The sequence below is a fragment of the Novosphingobium album (ex Liu et al. 2023) genome, from assembly GCF_029076845.1.
Lineage (GTDB): Bacteria > Pseudomonadota > Alphaproteobacteria > Sphingomonadales > Sphingomonadaceae > Novosphingobium.
This window is the reverse complement of sequence record NZ_JARESE010000073.1, coordinates 87,656-101,693: the sequence shown is the minus strand read 5'-3', so window position 1 is coordinate 101,693 and position 14,038 is coordinate 87,656. Positions and strand designations below refer to the sequence as shown.

Genomic DNA, 14,038 nt, shown 5'->3' with positions numbered 1-14,038 from the left:
GCGGACAGGCGCGGCATCACTCGGCCGCCTCCCGCACGTCGCCATGGCGTTCGGCGATGCGGCGTTCCAGCTCGGGGCGGAAGTGGCGGATCAGGCCCTGGATCGGCCAGGCCGCCGCATCGCCGAGCGCGCAGATGGTGTGGCCTTCGACCTGCTTGGTCACCTGCTGGAGCATGTCGATCTCGTCGACATGCGCGTCGCCGGTGCGCAGGCGTTCCATCACGCGCCACATCCAGCCCGTGCCTTCGCGGCAAGGCGTGCACTGGCCGCAACTCTCGTGCTTGTAGAACGCGCTGAGCCGCGAAATGGCGCGGACGATATCGGTCGACTTGTCCATGACGATCACGGCGGCGGTGCCGAGGCCGGAACCGACCTTCTTGCAGCCGTCGAAATCCATCGGCATGTCCATGACCTGCGATGCCGGGACCAGCGGCACGGACGATCCGCCGGGGATCACCGCCAGCAGGTTGTCCCACCCGCCGCGAATGCCGCCGCAGTGACGCTCGATCAGTTCCTTGAACGGGATCGACATCTCTTCCTCGACCACGCAGGGCTTTTCGACGTGGCCGCTGATCTGGAACAGCTTGGTGCCCTTGTTGTTCTCCGCGCCGAAGCTGGCGAACCACGAGGCGCCGCGCCGCATGATCGTGGGCGCGACCGCGATCGATTCGACGTTGTTGACCGTGGTGGGGCAGCCATAGAGCCCGGCGCCGGCCGGGAACGGCGGCTTCAGGCGCGGCTGGCCCTTCTTGCCTTCCAGGCTCTCGATCATCGCGGTTTCTTCGCCGCAGATGTAGGCCCCCGCGCCGCGATGGACGAAGACGTCGAAATCGTAGCCCGAACCCGCCGCGTTCCTGCCGAGCAGGCCCGCGTCGTAGGCTTCCTGCACGGCGGCGAACAGCGTTTCGGCCTCGCGGATATATTCACCGCGAATGTAGATGTAGGCTGCCCGCGCGCCCATCGCGAAGCCGGCGACCAGCGCGCCTTCGACCAGCTTGTGCGGATCGTGGCGGATGATCTCGCGATCCTTGCACGATCCGGGCTCGGATTCGTCGGCATTGATGACGAGGAAGCTGGGCTTGGGATTGCCTGCCTGGTCGAGCGGCGCCTGCTTGGGCATGAACGACCATTTCATGCCGGTGGGAAAGCCCGCCCCGCCACGGCCGCGCAGGCCCGAAGCCTTGATCTCCTCGATGATCGCATCGCGACCCCTGGCGAGAATATCCCTGGTGTTGTCCCAGTCCCCACGCGCCCGCGCGGCGGCAAGGTTCCACGGCTGGTAGCCGTAGACGTTGGTGAAGATGCGATCCTTGTCGGCGAGCGCCATCACCACTCTCCCCGATAGTCGTGGTTTTCGGCGACCATGTCCTTGAGCGTGGTCGGCCCGCCAAGCGGCTCGACCGTGTGCCGGCCGGGCTCCTGCGTGCCGGTCTTGGGCGTCTCGCCCCGGGCCAGCGCGTCGAGCACGGTATCGAGCCGTTCGGCGGTCAGGTCTTCGTAGTTGTCGTCATTGATCTGGACCATCGGCGCGGACGCGCAATTGCCCATGCATTCCACTTCGGTCAGCGTCCACAGGCCATCGTCGGTGGTGTGGCCCGGCGCCATGCCGCGCTGGCGGCAAGCGGCCAGGATATCGTCCGACCCGCGCAACATGCACGGCGTGGTCCCGCAGACCTGCACGTGGAAGCGGCCCACCGGCACGAGGTTGTACATGGTATAGAAGGTCGCGACCTCGACCACGCGGATGATCGGCATGTCAAGCTCGCGCGCGACGAATTCCATCACCGGGATCGGCAGCCAGCCTTGCGTCCGGGTTTCCTCGCCGACTTGCCGCTGGGCATAGTCGAGCAGCGCCATGACCGCCGAACGCTGGCGTCCCTCGGGATAGCGCGCGATCGCCGCCCGGGCCTTTTCGGCCCAGTGCGGGTTCCAGGCAAAATTGCCCCAACGTGCCCGGATCTCGGGCGTATCGGGTTCGAGGTAGCGGTCAGCCATGCCTTCCCTTCCGCTTCAGCCAGACGTCCTGGCCGAAAAGAAACAGTTCAAATCCGCCGATCGCCGTTACCAGCATCGGCAGCAGGTCCGAAGGGGCGGCCCGAAGATAGAGCGCGGCGAAATACCCGATCGCAAGCAGGAGCCCGGTGAGCATCGCCCAGACCCGGGTCATGTCGAACATCCGCGTATTCATCGCGCTTACTCCCGCTACGCCCCCCTTGTCATAGCCGTTCCGGCGGTGTCCCACCCGCGCGCACGGCCCGATGAAAATTTCTACGTAAGAATTCCTACCTGTCGCACTCCCCGAACACGACGTCGATCGCGCCCAGGATGGCGGTGGCATCGGGCAGCATATGGCCCTTGCACATGAAATCCATCGCCTGAAGGTGCGAGAACGCGGTGGGCCGGATCTTGCAGCGGTACGGCTTGTTCGAGCCGTCCGAGACGAGATAGACGCCGAATTCGCCCTTGGGGCTTTCGGTCGCCACATAGACTTCGCCGGCCGGCACGTGGAAGCCCTCGGTATAGAGCTTGAAGTGGTGGATCAGCGCTTCCATCGACTGCTTCATCTCGCCGCGCTTGGGCGGGACGACCTTGCGGTCGGTCGAGGCGACGGGACCGTCCGGCATTTCCGTCAGGCACTGCTTCATGATCCGGGCGGACTGGCGCACTTCCTCGACCCGCACCATGAACCGATCGTAGCAGTCCGAATTGGTGCCCACCGGAATCTCGAAATCCATCCGGTCGTAGACGTCGTAGGGCTGGCTCTTGCGGATATCCCAGGGGATGCCGGCGGCGCGGATCATCGGGCCGGAAAAGCCCCAGCGGATCGCATCCTCGCGCGAGACCAGCGCGATATCGACATTGCGCTGCTTGAAGATGCGATTGTCGATGACCAGGCTCATCGCGTCTTCGAACAGGCGCGGCAGGCGCGTGTCGAGCCAGTCGGCGATGTCGGCCAACAGCTTGAGCGGCACGTCCTGGTGGACGCCGCCGGGGCGGAACCAGGCCGAATGCATCCGCGCGCCCGAAGCGCGCTCGAAGAAGTTGAGGCAGTCCTCGCGGATTTCGAACAGCCACAGGTTCGGCGTCATCGCGCCGACGTCCATGACGTGGCTGCCCATGTTGAGCATGTGGTTGCAGATGCGCGTCAGCTCGGCGAAGAGCACGCGCAGGTACTGCCCGCGCAGCGGCACTTCGAGGTTGAGCAGCTTCTCGATCGCCAGCACGTAGCTGTATTCCATGCCCAGCGGCGAGCAATAGTCGAGCCGGTCGAAATAGGGCAGCGCCTGAAGATAGGTCTTGTGCTCGATCAGCTTTTCGGTGCCGCGATGGAGCAGGCCGACGTGCGGATCGATCCGCTCGATGATCTCGCCGTCCAGCTCCATGACCATGCGCAGCACGCCATGCGCCGCCGGGTGCTGCGGGCCAAAGTTGATCGTGTAGTTGGTGATGACCTCGTCGCCAGTGGTGGGCGACTGCTCAAGCTGCATGGTCATGGCTTGCCTCCCTCGGCCTTCTCGTCGCCCGGCAGCACGTAGTCGGCGCCTTCCCACGGGCTCATGAAGTCGAACGAGCGGAAATCCTGCGCCAGCTTGACCGGCTCATAGACGACGCGCTTGTCCTCCTCGGAATAGCGCAGCTCGACATAGCCGGAGAGCGGGAAATCCTTGCGGAACGGGTGCCCTTCGAAGCCATAGTCGGTGAGGATGCGGCGCAAGTCCGGGTTTCCGGCGAAGATCACGCCGTACATGTCGAACACTTCGCGTTCGAGCCAGCCGGCGACTGGCCAGAGCGTCGTCACCGTCGGCACCGGGGTATCCTCGGCCGAGTTCACCTTGACCAGGATGCGATGGTTCCGGGTGAGCGAAAGCAGCATGTAGACGACTTCGAAGCGCTCCGCGCGCGACGGATAGTCGACCCCGGCGATTTCCATCAGTTGCTGGTATTCGTGCGCGTCGCGCAGCAGGCGCAGCGCGTTCTCGATCTCGTCGCGCGCGACGGTCAGCACGATCTCGCCATGCTCTTCCCTGGCGGCGACGAGCATCGGGCCGAGTGCGGCCGACAGCGCATCGAGCACGCCTTCGTTCGACGCGGTTTTCGGAGCGGAGTGAACCACGGTCATGCCTGCCTCACCTCTCGACCGTGCCGACGCGGCGGATCTTGCGCTGCAATTGCATCACGCCATAGAGCAGCGCCTCGGCGGTCGGCGGGCAGCCGGGCACATAGATGTCCACCGGCACGATCCGGTCGCACCCGCGCACCACCGAATAGCTGTAGTGATAATAGCCGCCGCCATTGGCGCACGAGCCCATCGAGATGACGTACTTGGGCTCCGACATCTGGTCGTAGACCTTGCGCAGCGCCGGGGCCATCTTGTTGCACAGCGTGCCGGCGACGATCATCACGTCGGACTGGCGCGGGCTGGCGCGCGGGGCGACGCCGAATCGCTCCATGTCATAGCGCGGCATGTTCACGTGGATCATCTCGACCGCGCAGCAGGCAAGGCCGAAGGTCATCCACCACAGCGAGCCGGTGCGGGCCCACTGGAACAGTTCCTCGGTCGAGGTGACGAGGAAGCCCTTGTTCGAGACTTCCTGGTTGAGATCCTGGAAGAACGCCGGATCGGGCGGCGTGACCGCCTGCGTGGCGCCCAGCGGCTGTCCGGCGCTGTCAACGAGCGTAGAGGTCATGGGCGTGCTCATTCCCAGTCCAGAGCTCCCTTCTTCCAGGCATAGGCAAGGCCGATGGCGAGTTCGCCCAGGAACACCATCATCGTGATCCAGCCCGGCCAGCCCGTCACGTCGAGCGAGACGGCCCAAGGGAACAGGAACGCGGCTTCCAGGTCGAAGATGATGAACAGGATCGCCACCAGATAGAAGCGCACGTCGAACTGGCTGCGCGGGTCTTCGAAGGCGGGAAAGCCGCATTCGTATTCGCTGTTCTTTTCCGCGTTCGGGTTGTGCGCGCCGGTCAGGCGGGCAACCCCCATCGGCAGGAACACGAAGGCCGACGAAAGCGCGAGCGCGATCACCAGGTAGATCAGGATCGGCAGATATTGTGACAGGTCGACCAAGGCTTCAGACTCGTGCGTTAACCGGTTGCCTCGCGCCCTAGTCCCGCCCGTGACGCGGTGCAAGCCCGGCTTGCCCCATTTGCCGGGGCTTCCTACATGACACGGGGACAATCCCCTTGCGAAACCGCCGAAACTCTGACGAATCTCGGCATTCGCGGGATGGATTGCCATTGCCGCAGCGCAGCATTATGCGAAGTTCCAAACCCTGTCCAATGACATTGCGAAAGGCAGCCGAGCCATGGCCCAGATTTCCGCCAGCGATCCGATTGTGATCCTTTCCTACGCCCGCACCCCGATGGGCGGGCTGCAAGGCGTGTTCGCCGACGTTTCGGCGACCGACCTCGGCGCCACCGCCGTCAAGGCCGCGGTCGAGCGCGCGGGTGTGGCCGGCGAGGATATCGAGCGTATCTACATGGGCTGCGTGCTGCCCGCCGGGCTTGGCCAGGCCCCTGCCCGCCAGGCCGCGATCAAGGCCGGCCTGCCCAAGTCGGTGCAGGCCACCACGGTCAACAAGGTCTGCGGGTCCGGGATGCAGACGGTCATCATGGGGGCCGAGGCGCTTGCGGCCGGCTCGCTCGACCTGGTTGTCGCCGGTGGCATGGAAAGCATGACCGGTGCGCCATACCTCCTCAAGAAGCATCGCGCCGGCGCCCGTGCCGGCCACGACACGGCTTACGACCACATGTTCCTCGACGGGCTGGAGGATGCCTATGACGCGGGCCGCGCGATGGGTTCGTTCGCGCAGGAATCCGCGGATGAATACCAGCTCACTCGCGAGGCGCAGGATTCCTACGCGATCGAATCGCTGCGCCGCGCGCGCGCGGCGATCGACACCGGCGCTTTCGCCGACGAAGTCGTGCCGGTGACGGTCAAGACCCGCAAGGGCGAAGTCGTGGTGGCGGTCGACGAGCAGCCGGGCAAGGGCAATCCCGAGAAGATCCCGACGCTCAAGCCCGCTTTCGCCAAGGACGGCACGATCACCGCGGCCAGTTCCAGCTCGATCTCGGACGGCGCCGCCGCCGTCGTCCTCACGCGTGAGAGCGTCGCCAAGGCCAAGGGGTTGACGCCGGTCGCCCGCGTGATCGGCGTTGCGGCCCATGCGCAGGAGCCCGCCAAGTTCACCACCGCGCCGGTCGGTGCGATCACCAAGCTGATGGACAAGACCGGCTGGCAGCTTTCGGACGTCGACCTGTTCGAGATCAACGAGGCGTTCGCCTGCGTCGCGATGTTCGCGATGCATGACCTTGGCATCCCGCATGACAAGATCAACATCCACGGCGGCGCCACCGCGCTGGGCCACCCGATCGGCGCTTCGGGCACGCGCATCATCGTGACGCTGATCGCCGCGCTGAAGGAAAAGGGCCTCAAGCGCGGCGTCGCCAGCCTGTGCATCGGCGGTGGCGAGGCGACGGCGGTGGCGATCGAGCTCGCCTGACCCTTCCGGCTTTAACGCCGGCATTCAAAGGCCCTCGCCCTTGCGGGCGGGGGCCTTTCGCATGGCGGTCATGCGAGGGCTGGAAGCACGGGCCCCTCAGGGCTCGGCCGACCCCCACAGACGCTCTTGCGGCGCGAAGCCCTTGTGCCCATCGACGTTGAATTCGCACCAGCCGCTCTCGCATTCGCCCAGCTTGCCGATGACGCCCGGTTCCAGCCGCCAGAGCAGCGGCGAGCCGGTGCTGCCGCGCGCGTGCATTTCGGCCAGCCCCCCGCCAGTGACGATCGCCATGCGTTCGCGCGAAAGCAGCAGGTCGCGGATCCAGCCTTTCGTCCCGTCGGGATCGACGACGAATCGCCAGGGCCCTTCGCGCCGCACGACTTTCACCGGCAGGTTGCGGCGCTTGTAGACCCAGTCGATCCGGTAAGTGTTGCTCGGCCCCACGCGCATATAGGCGATATCGGCGCTGATCGAGGCCCAGTAGGGGACGTCGCCGTCCTCGGCATGGGCTGGCGCGGCCAGCACGATGAGCGCGACGATTCCCGGCAGCAGGCTCATGCATTTCATGATGCCTGCATAGCGCCCCGGCGTTGGCCCGTTCAAGGCTTCTTGACCTATGCGTGTCGCAGGGAATAGCGATTGCTTCACCGATGACCGTAGTCTCCGACGCTCCATCCGCCCCGCCGCTTGACGGCCCGCCGCATATCGTGGTGACACGGCGCCTGCTGCCCGCGACCGAGGCGCGGATGGCCGAGCTGTTCGTGGCGCGCTTCAACCTTGACGACACGGCGATGACGCGTGACCAGATCGCTGCCGCGATGCGCGAATGCGACGTGCTGGTGCCGACCGTGACCGACACGATTGATGCCGAACTCATCGCCCGGGCCGGTCCACGGCTGCGCCTGATCGCCAGCTTCGGCGCGGGAACCGAACATATCGATCTGGCGGCGGCGCGCGCGCGCAAGATCATCGTCACCAACACCCCCGGCGTCTTCACCGACGATACCGCCGACCTGACGCTGGCGCTGATCATCGCGGTATCGCGCCGCTTCGCCGCCGGGGTGCGCGAGATCCACGAAGGCCGCTGGAAAGGCTGGGCGCCATCGGCGCTGCTGGGCCACAGTCTTTCGGGCAAGCGGCTGGCGATCATCGGCATGGGCCGGATCGGCCAGGCCGTGGCCCACCGCGCCCGCGCGTTCGGCATGGATATCGCCTACCACAACCGGCACCGGCTGCCCGGCGCGGTGGAGAACATGTTTTCCGCGCGCTTCGAGCCCGATCTGGACCGCATGATCGCGCAGGCCGACGTGCTCTCCTTCCACTGCCCGGCCAGCCCGGAGACGCACAACCTGCTCGATGCGCGCCGGATCGCCACGATGAAGCCCGATGCCTATGTGGTGAACACCGCGCGCGGCCAGCTGATCGACGAGGATGCGCTGATCGCGGCGCTGGCCGAAGGGCGGCTCGGCGGGGCCGGGCTCGATGTCTATAGTCATGAACCGGCGATCGACCCGCGCCTGTTCACCTTGCCCAACGCCGTCGTCATGCCGCACCTGGGCAGTGCCACGTTCGAGGGGCGCGAGGCGGCGGGGGAGCGGATCATCGCCAATATCCGCTTCTGGGCCGATGGCCACCGTCCGCCGGATCAGGTTCTGCCCGGCTGGTAGGCTCGGCAACCGGATCGCAAGCAATCTGGGCTAAAGCGCGCATTCTCCTGGATTTGGGAAGGGATTGCGGCTTGTCATTCATCAACACCGTCGCTCCGCGCGCACTGCCGGGCCTGATGGCCGGCGCCATGCTGCTGGCCGTTCCGGCCACCGCCTTCGCGCAGGACGGACGCATCGACGTGGTCGACACGGGCGACACCGCATGGCTGCTGGCCGCGTCCGCGCTCGTGCTGATCGCCGCGATTCCCGGCATCGCGCTGTTCAACGCCGGCCGGATCGACGCACGCAATGTCCTGTCGGTGCTGTTCCAGCCGCTGGCGATCGTCGCGGCGGTTTCGCTGGCGTGGATTGCGGCCGGTTATACCGTCGCGTTCGGGGACGTCACGCGTGGCTGGCTGGGCAGCGGCAATGCCTGGATGCTGATCAGTCTCGGCAATGTGCGTGAAGGAGTCAACGTGCCCGAAAGCGCTTTCGCGTTCTATCAGGTGCTGGTCGCCGGGCTTGCCGCCTCGCTGCTGTGCGGCGCCTGGGCGGGCCGCGCGCGGTTCGGCTGGGCGGTGGCTTTCGCCAGCTTGTGGAGCATCGTCGCCTATGCGCCGGTCGCGCACTGGCTGCGCGGCGGTGGCTGGCTTTCGGCCAGCGTCGGCACGCTCGATTTCGCCGGCGGGCTGACCATGGCCACGTGCGCGGGCGTTTCGGCCATCGTCGCGGCGATGCTGGTCGGCCGGCGCCGCGCGGAGACCGCCGAGCCGGGCTTCAGCGCTTCGGTCAGCCTGCTTGGCGCGGGGCTGGCCTGGATCGGCTGGCTGGGGCTGGCCGGCGGCGCGGCGCTGGCCGCGAACGACGATGCCGCTTCGGTCCTGATCAACACCCACGCGGCCGCTTGCGCCGGCGGCCTCGGCTGGCTGGCGCTCGACCGCTTCCGGCGCGGCGGCAAGCCGGGCGCGGCCGACTTCGCTTCGGGCCTTCTCGCCGGCCTGGCCGCGATCCTGGCGGGTGCGCTCTACGTCTCGCCGGGGGCGGCGATGGTCATCGGGCTGGCCGGAACCCTGGCCGCGCGCGCCGCGCGTGCGCTGCTACGGCGCTTTACCGCGATCGACGATACGCTGGACGTCTTCGCCCTGTTCGGCGCCAGCGGCGCGGCCGGCTCGATCATGCTGGGCCTGTTCCTGTCCCCCGGCCTTGGCGGCGTCGGCTACGATACGGGGATGACCATGATCGCGCAGCTTCTCGCGCAAGTGATCGGCGTGGGCATCGTTGCCGTCTGGTCGATCTTCGTGACCGCGATTCTGGCGATCATGGTTTCCATGCTGGTACCCATGCGCGTGGGCGAGGACGCCGAGGCCGAAGGCCTCGACGTCGCCAGCCATGGAGATCATGCCTAGGGTCAGGACCCTCGATCAATCCCCGGTCAGGATGCGATCGACCAGTTCCTTTACCGTGGGGGTGAAGCCGTTCGAATAGAACGGGTCCTGCTTGAACTTGAACGCGGCGTGGCCGGCGAACATCAGGTTCTTCTCGACCGGGCCGCCATGCGCGATGTCCTGCAGCGTCTTCTGGATGCAGAAGCTGCGCGGATCGGCCAGGCGCCCGGTGGTGTAATCGTCATGGTCCTTCCATGACGAGAAACCGCAGTGCGACAGGCAGCCCATGCAATCGGCCTGGTCCTGCCGGATCGAATCGCGTTCCTCGGGCGAGACGAAGACGATCGTGTCGTCGGGCGTGCGCAGCCCTTCGGTGAAGCCTTCGGCCGCCCAGGCACGGGCGCGGGCAAGATCCTTGGGCGTGACCCAGAAGTTCTTGCCGCGCACGCCCACGTCCAGCCGCACGGTATGCTCGCCCGCCTCAACCTTCGAATAGGGGATCTGCCGTTCGGTGCGCGCTTCCAGGTTGCGCAGGAAGGGATTGCGCACCGCCGAGGAATAGAAGCCCGTGGGCGAGAAGCGGTGCAGCAGGACATCGCCCGGCTCCAGATCGCGCAACGCGTCCTTCCAGCCTTGCGGAATCGGGCTTTCGTGCGTCAGCAGCGGGCGCGTGCCGAACTGGAAGGCGATCTGGCCCAGTTCGGGATTGTCGATCCAGTCCGACCAGTCGCGCAAGTACCACACGCCGCCGGCCATGATGATCGGCACGCTGTCCGAAATGCCCTCGCCGCGCATCGTGTCGCGCAGCGCCTTGACGCGGGGATAGGGATCTTCGGGCTTGAGCGGGTCTTCGGCGTTCGACAGGCCGTTGTGCCCGCCCGCCAGCCACGGGTCTTCATAGACCACCGCCGCCATCAGCTCGGAAACCTTGTGGTAGGCCCGCTTCCACAGCGCGCGGAAAGCACGCGCCGAACTGACGATCGGCAGGTAGTTGACGTTGAACCGCGCGGCGATTTCCGACAGGCGGTAAGGCATCCCCGCGCCGCAGGTCACGCCCGTGACCATGCCGCGCGTCTTTTCCAGCACGCCTTCGAGCACGGCTTGCGCCCCGCCCATTTCCCACAGCACGTTGATATTGATCGCGCCCTTGCCGCTGGCGATGTCATAGGCGCGACGCACCTGTTCCACCGCGCCGTCGATGGCATAGCGGACAAGCTGCTCGTGCCGTTCCAGCCGGGTGAGCTGCTCATAGATCTGGGGAATGATCCGGCCTTCGGCATCGTAGCTGTCGGCATTGACCGCGCTGACCGTGCCGATGCCGCCGGCGGCGGCCCAGGCGCCGGAACTGGCGTGATTGGTCGCGGCGACGCCCTTGCCGCCTTCGATGATCGGCCAGACTTCGCGGCCGCCGTAGACAATCGGTTTGAGACCCTTGAAACTCATCTTTTCCAATCTTTCCACCGGCGCGCGTTCAGCTTGCCGCCGTTTGCGCTGCTCCGGCCTGATGGCAGGGCTTGATCGCGGATGGGGCGGGACGCGCCGTCACCGCCTCGAACTGTGCATAATAGCCTTGCAATTCCGGCTTACGTTCAAATGCCGTCAAACGAAAGCCCACCGAGGCGAATTCGCAGAACAACAGGTTCGGCGGAATGCCATGGCTGTCGGTCGAACGGTCGCTGTCCACCACGATCACGCGCCCGTCGCGGCGCAGCGCCGGGCGCAGGTTCCACAGGAACGCGTAAGGTTCGGCCACTTCATGGTACATGTGCACCAGGAAGATGCGATCGAAGCTGTCCGGCAGCAGTTCCGGGTCATCGGGCTTGCCGGGCTTGATCCAGACATTGTCGAACCGCTCGCGCTCGACTCGCGCGCCCAGGCGGTTGAGCGCGCGCTGGTCGATATCCTGCGCGACCACGCGGCCGGTCCGGCCGACGCGCTGGGCCAGCCGCACGGTGTAATAGCCATCGCCCGCGCCGACATCGGCGATGCTCATGCCCGGCTGGATGCCGGCCAGGTCCATCACCACTTTCGCCTCGTTGAAGCGGTCGCGCTCGTTCTCCGAGGAGAACTGGCTGGCGCTGACGCCGGAAACCGGCCGGTCCGCCCGGGGAAACGCGCGGACGCGTTCGGCGCGGTCCTCATCGGCCCTGCCGCCGGACTGGCAGCCCGCGAACAGCAGCAGCAGCACGCCCACGATGATGGCCGGGGGCCGGATCAATCGATGTCCTCGACCTCGACCTGCTCGCCCGAGACCCGCGCCGAAAGCGCGGCCGCCATGAAGGCGTCGAGATCGCCATCGAGCACGTCGCCGGGCGACATGTTGGTAACGCCGGTGCGCAAGTCCTTCACCTGCTGGTAGGGTTGTAGCACGTAGGAGCGGATCTGGTGCCCCCAGCCGATGTCGGACTTGGAGGCGTGCTCGGCGCTCGCGGCTTCCTCGCGCTTGCGCATCTCTTCCTCGAACAGCCGCGCCTTCAGCATGTTCATCGCGATTTCGCGGTTCTTGTGCTGCGAGCGGTCGATCTGGCTGGCCACCACGATGCCCGAAGGCTGGTGGGTGATGCGCACGGCGGAATCGGTGGTGTTGACGTGCTGGCCGCCCGCGCCCGATGCGCGGTAGGTGTCGATCTTCAGGTCGGCCGGGTTGATGTCGATCTGGAAATTGTCGTCGATCACCGGATAGACCCAGACGCTCGAAAAGCTGGTGTGGCGCCGCGCCGAGCTGTCATAGGGGCTGATCCGCACCAGCCGGTGCACGCCGCTTTCGGTCTTGGCATAGCCATAGGCGTTCTCGCCCTTGATCAGCAGCGTGGCGCTCTTGATCCCGGCGGCTTCGCCCGCGTGGTAATCCACCAGCTCGACCTTGTAGCCCTTGCGCTCGGCCCAGCGGGTGTACATGCGCTGGAGCATCTCGGCCCAGTCCTGGCTTTCGGTGCCGCCCGCGCCCGCGTGGATTTCCAGGTAGGTGTCGTTGGCGTCGGCTTCGCCCGCCAGCAGCGCCTGCACCTTGTCGGCATCGGCGCGCTCCGCCAGCTTGGCCAGCGTGGCGAGACCTTCGTTGACGGTCTCCTCGTCCCCTTCCGCCTCGCCCAGTTCGACGAACTCGACCGCGTCGGCCATCTCGCGCGAGATTTCCTTCACCGCGCCGATCGAGGCTTCCAGCCGGCGCCGTTCGCGCATCACCGCCTCGGCATCCTTGGGATTGTCCCACAGCGTCGGATCCTCGACGCGCGCGTTCAGCTCGTCCAGCCGGCGCAAGGCGCGATCCCAGTCAAGGAACTTGCGCACGAGCGAGAGTGCCGCCTCGATCCGCTCAATATGGGCCTGCCCTTCGGCACGCATGGTATCGGACTCCAGTTCAGGGGCGCACCGCTTAGCGGAGCGTCAGGGTTTGTAAAGCACCGCGCGCGGGGGATCGCGCGCGAAAGCGGTGCGCATACAGACAGGATATGGGGTGAGACAAGGGGCGATGCAGCCCCACCGGCCCGGCGCGACAGCCCGGCGCGGCCCCGCGCCGCGTTCAGCGCCCGGGCTTGAGCGCCTTGACCGCTTCCAGCGTGAGCTTCACGTGATCGCGATAATCAAGCTCGGAATGGACCATGGTGATCCGGCCGTCGCGCGCGATCACATAGCTGGTGCGGTCGGTCCTTCCGGCCGGCATCCCCTCGCGCTTGAGCGCGACGTCATAGGCCTTGATGATCGCGGGCGTGGCCACGGCGACGGCGAACTTGTCCCGGCAGGCCTCGGTCGAGAACTTGCGCAAGGTCGGCAAGTCGTCGGCCGACATGCCCAGCACCGTGGCGCCGTACCGGGCGAACTCGTCGGTCGCCTCGGCGAAGGCGTGGGCTTCCAGCGTGCAGCCCTGGGTGAAGGCCTTGGGGTAGAAGTAGAGCACCACCGGCCCCTTGCGCAGCGCCGCGCGCAAGTTGAAGGCGATGTCCTTGCCCCCCTTGGCGCCTTGCGTGCTGAACGCGGGCGCTTTCGCGCCCACCGGCAGGCTGGCCAGCGCGGCGCCGGGAAGAGCAAGCAGCGCCAGCGCGGCGATCGGGGCAAGGATCTGTTTCATGGCGCCAGTCTGGCCGGATCGGCAGGGCCTGTCCAGCCGCTTGTCGGCTTATTCGATATAGCCCAGCACCGTGCCGACTTCGTAAGTCTCACCCGTCTGGGTGATGATCTTGAGCGTGCCCGATGCCGGCGCCTCGACCTCGTTGGTGGACTTGTCGGCCTCCAGCGAGAACAGCGGCTGGCCTTCGGTCACCTGATCGCCATCCTTGGCGAGCCATTCGGCCACTTGGCCTTCTTGCATCGAGAAGCCGATCTTGGGGAGCAGGATTTCAACAGCCATGGGTCTTTCCGGTCCTTCTTCGTCAACGTGCGGGCGAGCGGAGCTGGCGCCCTGCCCGACCCGCCGGGATTGCCCAAGCTGCCTAGCGCACCGGACGATGCTGGCAAGCCCCCTTTCGGGGGCGGGCATCGCCGGCAAGCCCGCTTTTGAACGCGG

Annotated in this window: 15 protein-coding genes and 1 pseudogene; 3 read left to right on the top strand and 13 right to left on the bottom strand. The window is 66.5% G+C overall.

Annotation, left to right across the window (positions count from 1 at the left end; translation table 11 throughout):
- Nucleotides 1-16: 16 nt before the first annotated feature.
- The 7 genes and pseudogenes from nuoF to PYV00_RS20975 all read right to left on the bottom strand — a co-directional run bounded on the left by nuoF (nt 17) and on the right by PYV00_RS20975 (nt 5,071).
- A complete protein-coding gene (gene nuoF / locus PYV00_RS21005; RefSeq protein ID WP_275230278.1) occupies nt 17-1,327 on the bottom strand; it encodes an NADH-quinone oxidoreductase subunit NuoF in 1,311 nt (436 codons plus the stop codon).
- Nucleotides 1,327-1,995, bottom strand: a complete 669-nt coding sequence (locus tag PYV00_RS21000) for a complex I 24 kDa subunit family protein (protein WP_275230277.1) — start codon at nt 1,993-1,995, stop codon at nt 1,327-1,329. Before PYV00_RS21000 ends, nuoF begins: the two co-directional genes overlap by 1 nt.
- On the bottom strand, nt 1,988-2,176 hold the full coding sequence (locus PYV00_RS20995; RefSeq protein ID WP_275230276.1) for a hypothetical protein: 189 nt from the start codon (nt 2,174-2,176) through the stop codon (nt 1,988-1,990). Before PYV00_RS20995 ends, PYV00_RS21000 begins: the two co-directional genes overlap by 8 nt.
- Before the next feature lie 106 nt (nt 2,177-2,282).
- Entirely contained in the window at nt 2,283-3,494 is a 1,212-nt protein-coding gene (locus tag PYV00_RS20990) for an NADH-quinone oxidoreductase subunit D (RefSeq protein WP_275230275.1), read from the bottom strand.
- Between the two features lie 14 nt (nt 3,495-3,508).
- Nucleotides 3,509-4,120 (bottom strand): annotated as a pseudogene (locus tag PYV00_RS20985) (NADH-quinone oxidoreductase subunit C); the annotation flags it as partial.
- Between the two features lie 7 nt (nt 4,121-4,127).
- Nucleotides 4,128-4,688: a NuoB/complex I 20 kDa subunit family protein gene (locus PYV00_RS20980; protein ID WP_275230273.1), complete on the bottom strand. Its 561-nt coding sequence runs from the start codon at nt 4,686-4,688 to the stop codon at nt 4,128-4,130.
- Between the two features lie 8 nt (nt 4,689-4,696).
- Nucleotides 4,697-5,071: an NADH-quinone oxidoreductase subunit A gene (locus PYV00_RS20975; protein ID WP_275230272.1), complete on the bottom strand. Its 375-nt coding sequence runs from the start codon at nt 5,069-5,071 to the stop codon at nt 4,697-4,699.
- Nucleotides 5,072-5,309: 238 nt separating this feature from the next.
- On the opposite strand from PYV00_RS20975, the gene PYV00_RS20970 reads away from it, so the two are divergent.
- Nucleotides 5,310-6,506 (top strand): acetyl-CoA C-acyltransferase, encoded by a 1,197-nt coding sequence (locus PYV00_RS20970; protein WP_275230271.1) that lies wholly within the window; start codon nt 5,310-5,312, stop codon nt 6,504-6,506.
- Between the two features lie 96 nt (nt 6,507-6,602).
- Here PYV00_RS20970 and PYV00_RS20965 read toward each other — a convergent pair whose 3' ends face one another.
- Nucleotides 6,603-7,073, bottom strand: coding sequence for an SH3 domain-containing protein (locus PYV00_RS20965; RefSeq protein ID WP_428981667.1), 471 nt, complete (start codon nt 7,071-7,073; stop codon nt 6,603-6,605).
- 83 nt (nt 7,074-7,156) lie between these two features.
- Between PYV00_RS20965 and PYV00_RS20960 the strand changes: the two genes are divergently transcribed.
- Together PYV00_RS20960 and PYV00_RS20955 are read left to right on the top strand one after the other, a co-directional pair.
- Complete coding sequence (locus PYV00_RS20960) at nt 7,157-8,173, top strand: 2-hydroxyacid dehydrogenase (protein WP_275230270.1); 1,017 nt, start codon at nt 7,157-7,159, stop codon at nt 8,171-8,173.
- 71 nt (nt 8,174-8,244) lie between these two features.
- Nucleotides 8,245-9,558, top strand: a complete 1,314-nt coding sequence (locus PYV00_RS20955; RefSeq protein ID WP_275230267.1) for an ammonium transporter — start codon at nt 8,245-8,247, stop codon at nt 9,556-9,558.
- 15 nt (nt 9,559-9,573) lie between these two features.
- Here the strand turns inward: PYV00_RS20955 and PYV00_RS20950 are convergent, their stop codons facing one another.
- The 5 genes from PYV00_RS20950 to PYV00_RS20930 form a co-directional block, all read right to left on the bottom strand.
- Nucleotides 9,574-10,980 carry an NAD(P)H-dependent flavin oxidoreductase gene (locus tag PYV00_RS20950; protein WP_275230266.1) on the bottom strand — a complete coding sequence of 469 codons (1,407 nt, stop codon included), beginning with the start codon at nt 10,978-10,980 and terminating at the stop codon, nt 9,574-9,576.
- Between the two features lie 28 nt (nt 10,981-11,008).
- Nucleotides 11,009-11,755, bottom strand: a complete 747-nt coding sequence (locus PYV00_RS20945) for a class I SAM-dependent methyltransferase (RefSeq protein ID WP_428981666.1) — start codon at nt 11,753-11,755, stop codon at nt 11,009-11,011.
- Nucleotides 11,752-12,879, bottom strand: coding sequence for a peptide chain release factor 2 (gene prfB / locus PYV00_RS20940; RefSeq protein ID WP_275230265.1), 1,128 nt, complete (start codon nt 12,877-12,879; stop codon nt 11,752-11,754). The genes PYV00_RS20945 and prfB overlap by 4 nt, the downstream gene beginning before the upstream one ends.
- 178 nt (nt 12,880-13,057) lie before the next feature.
- Nucleotides 13,058-13,603, bottom strand: a complete 546-nt coding sequence (locus PYV00_RS20935) for a peroxiredoxin (protein WP_275230264.1) — start codon at nt 13,601-13,603, stop codon at nt 13,058-13,060.
- 48 nt (nt 13,604-13,651) lie between these two features.
- Nucleotides 13,652-13,882 carry a biotin/lipoyl-containing protein gene (locus tag PYV00_RS20930; protein ID WP_275230263.1) on the bottom strand — a complete coding sequence of 77 codons (231 nt, stop codon included), beginning with the start codon at nt 13,880-13,882 and terminating at the stop codon, nt 13,652-13,654.
- Nucleotides 13,883-14,038: the final 156 nt, after the last annotated feature.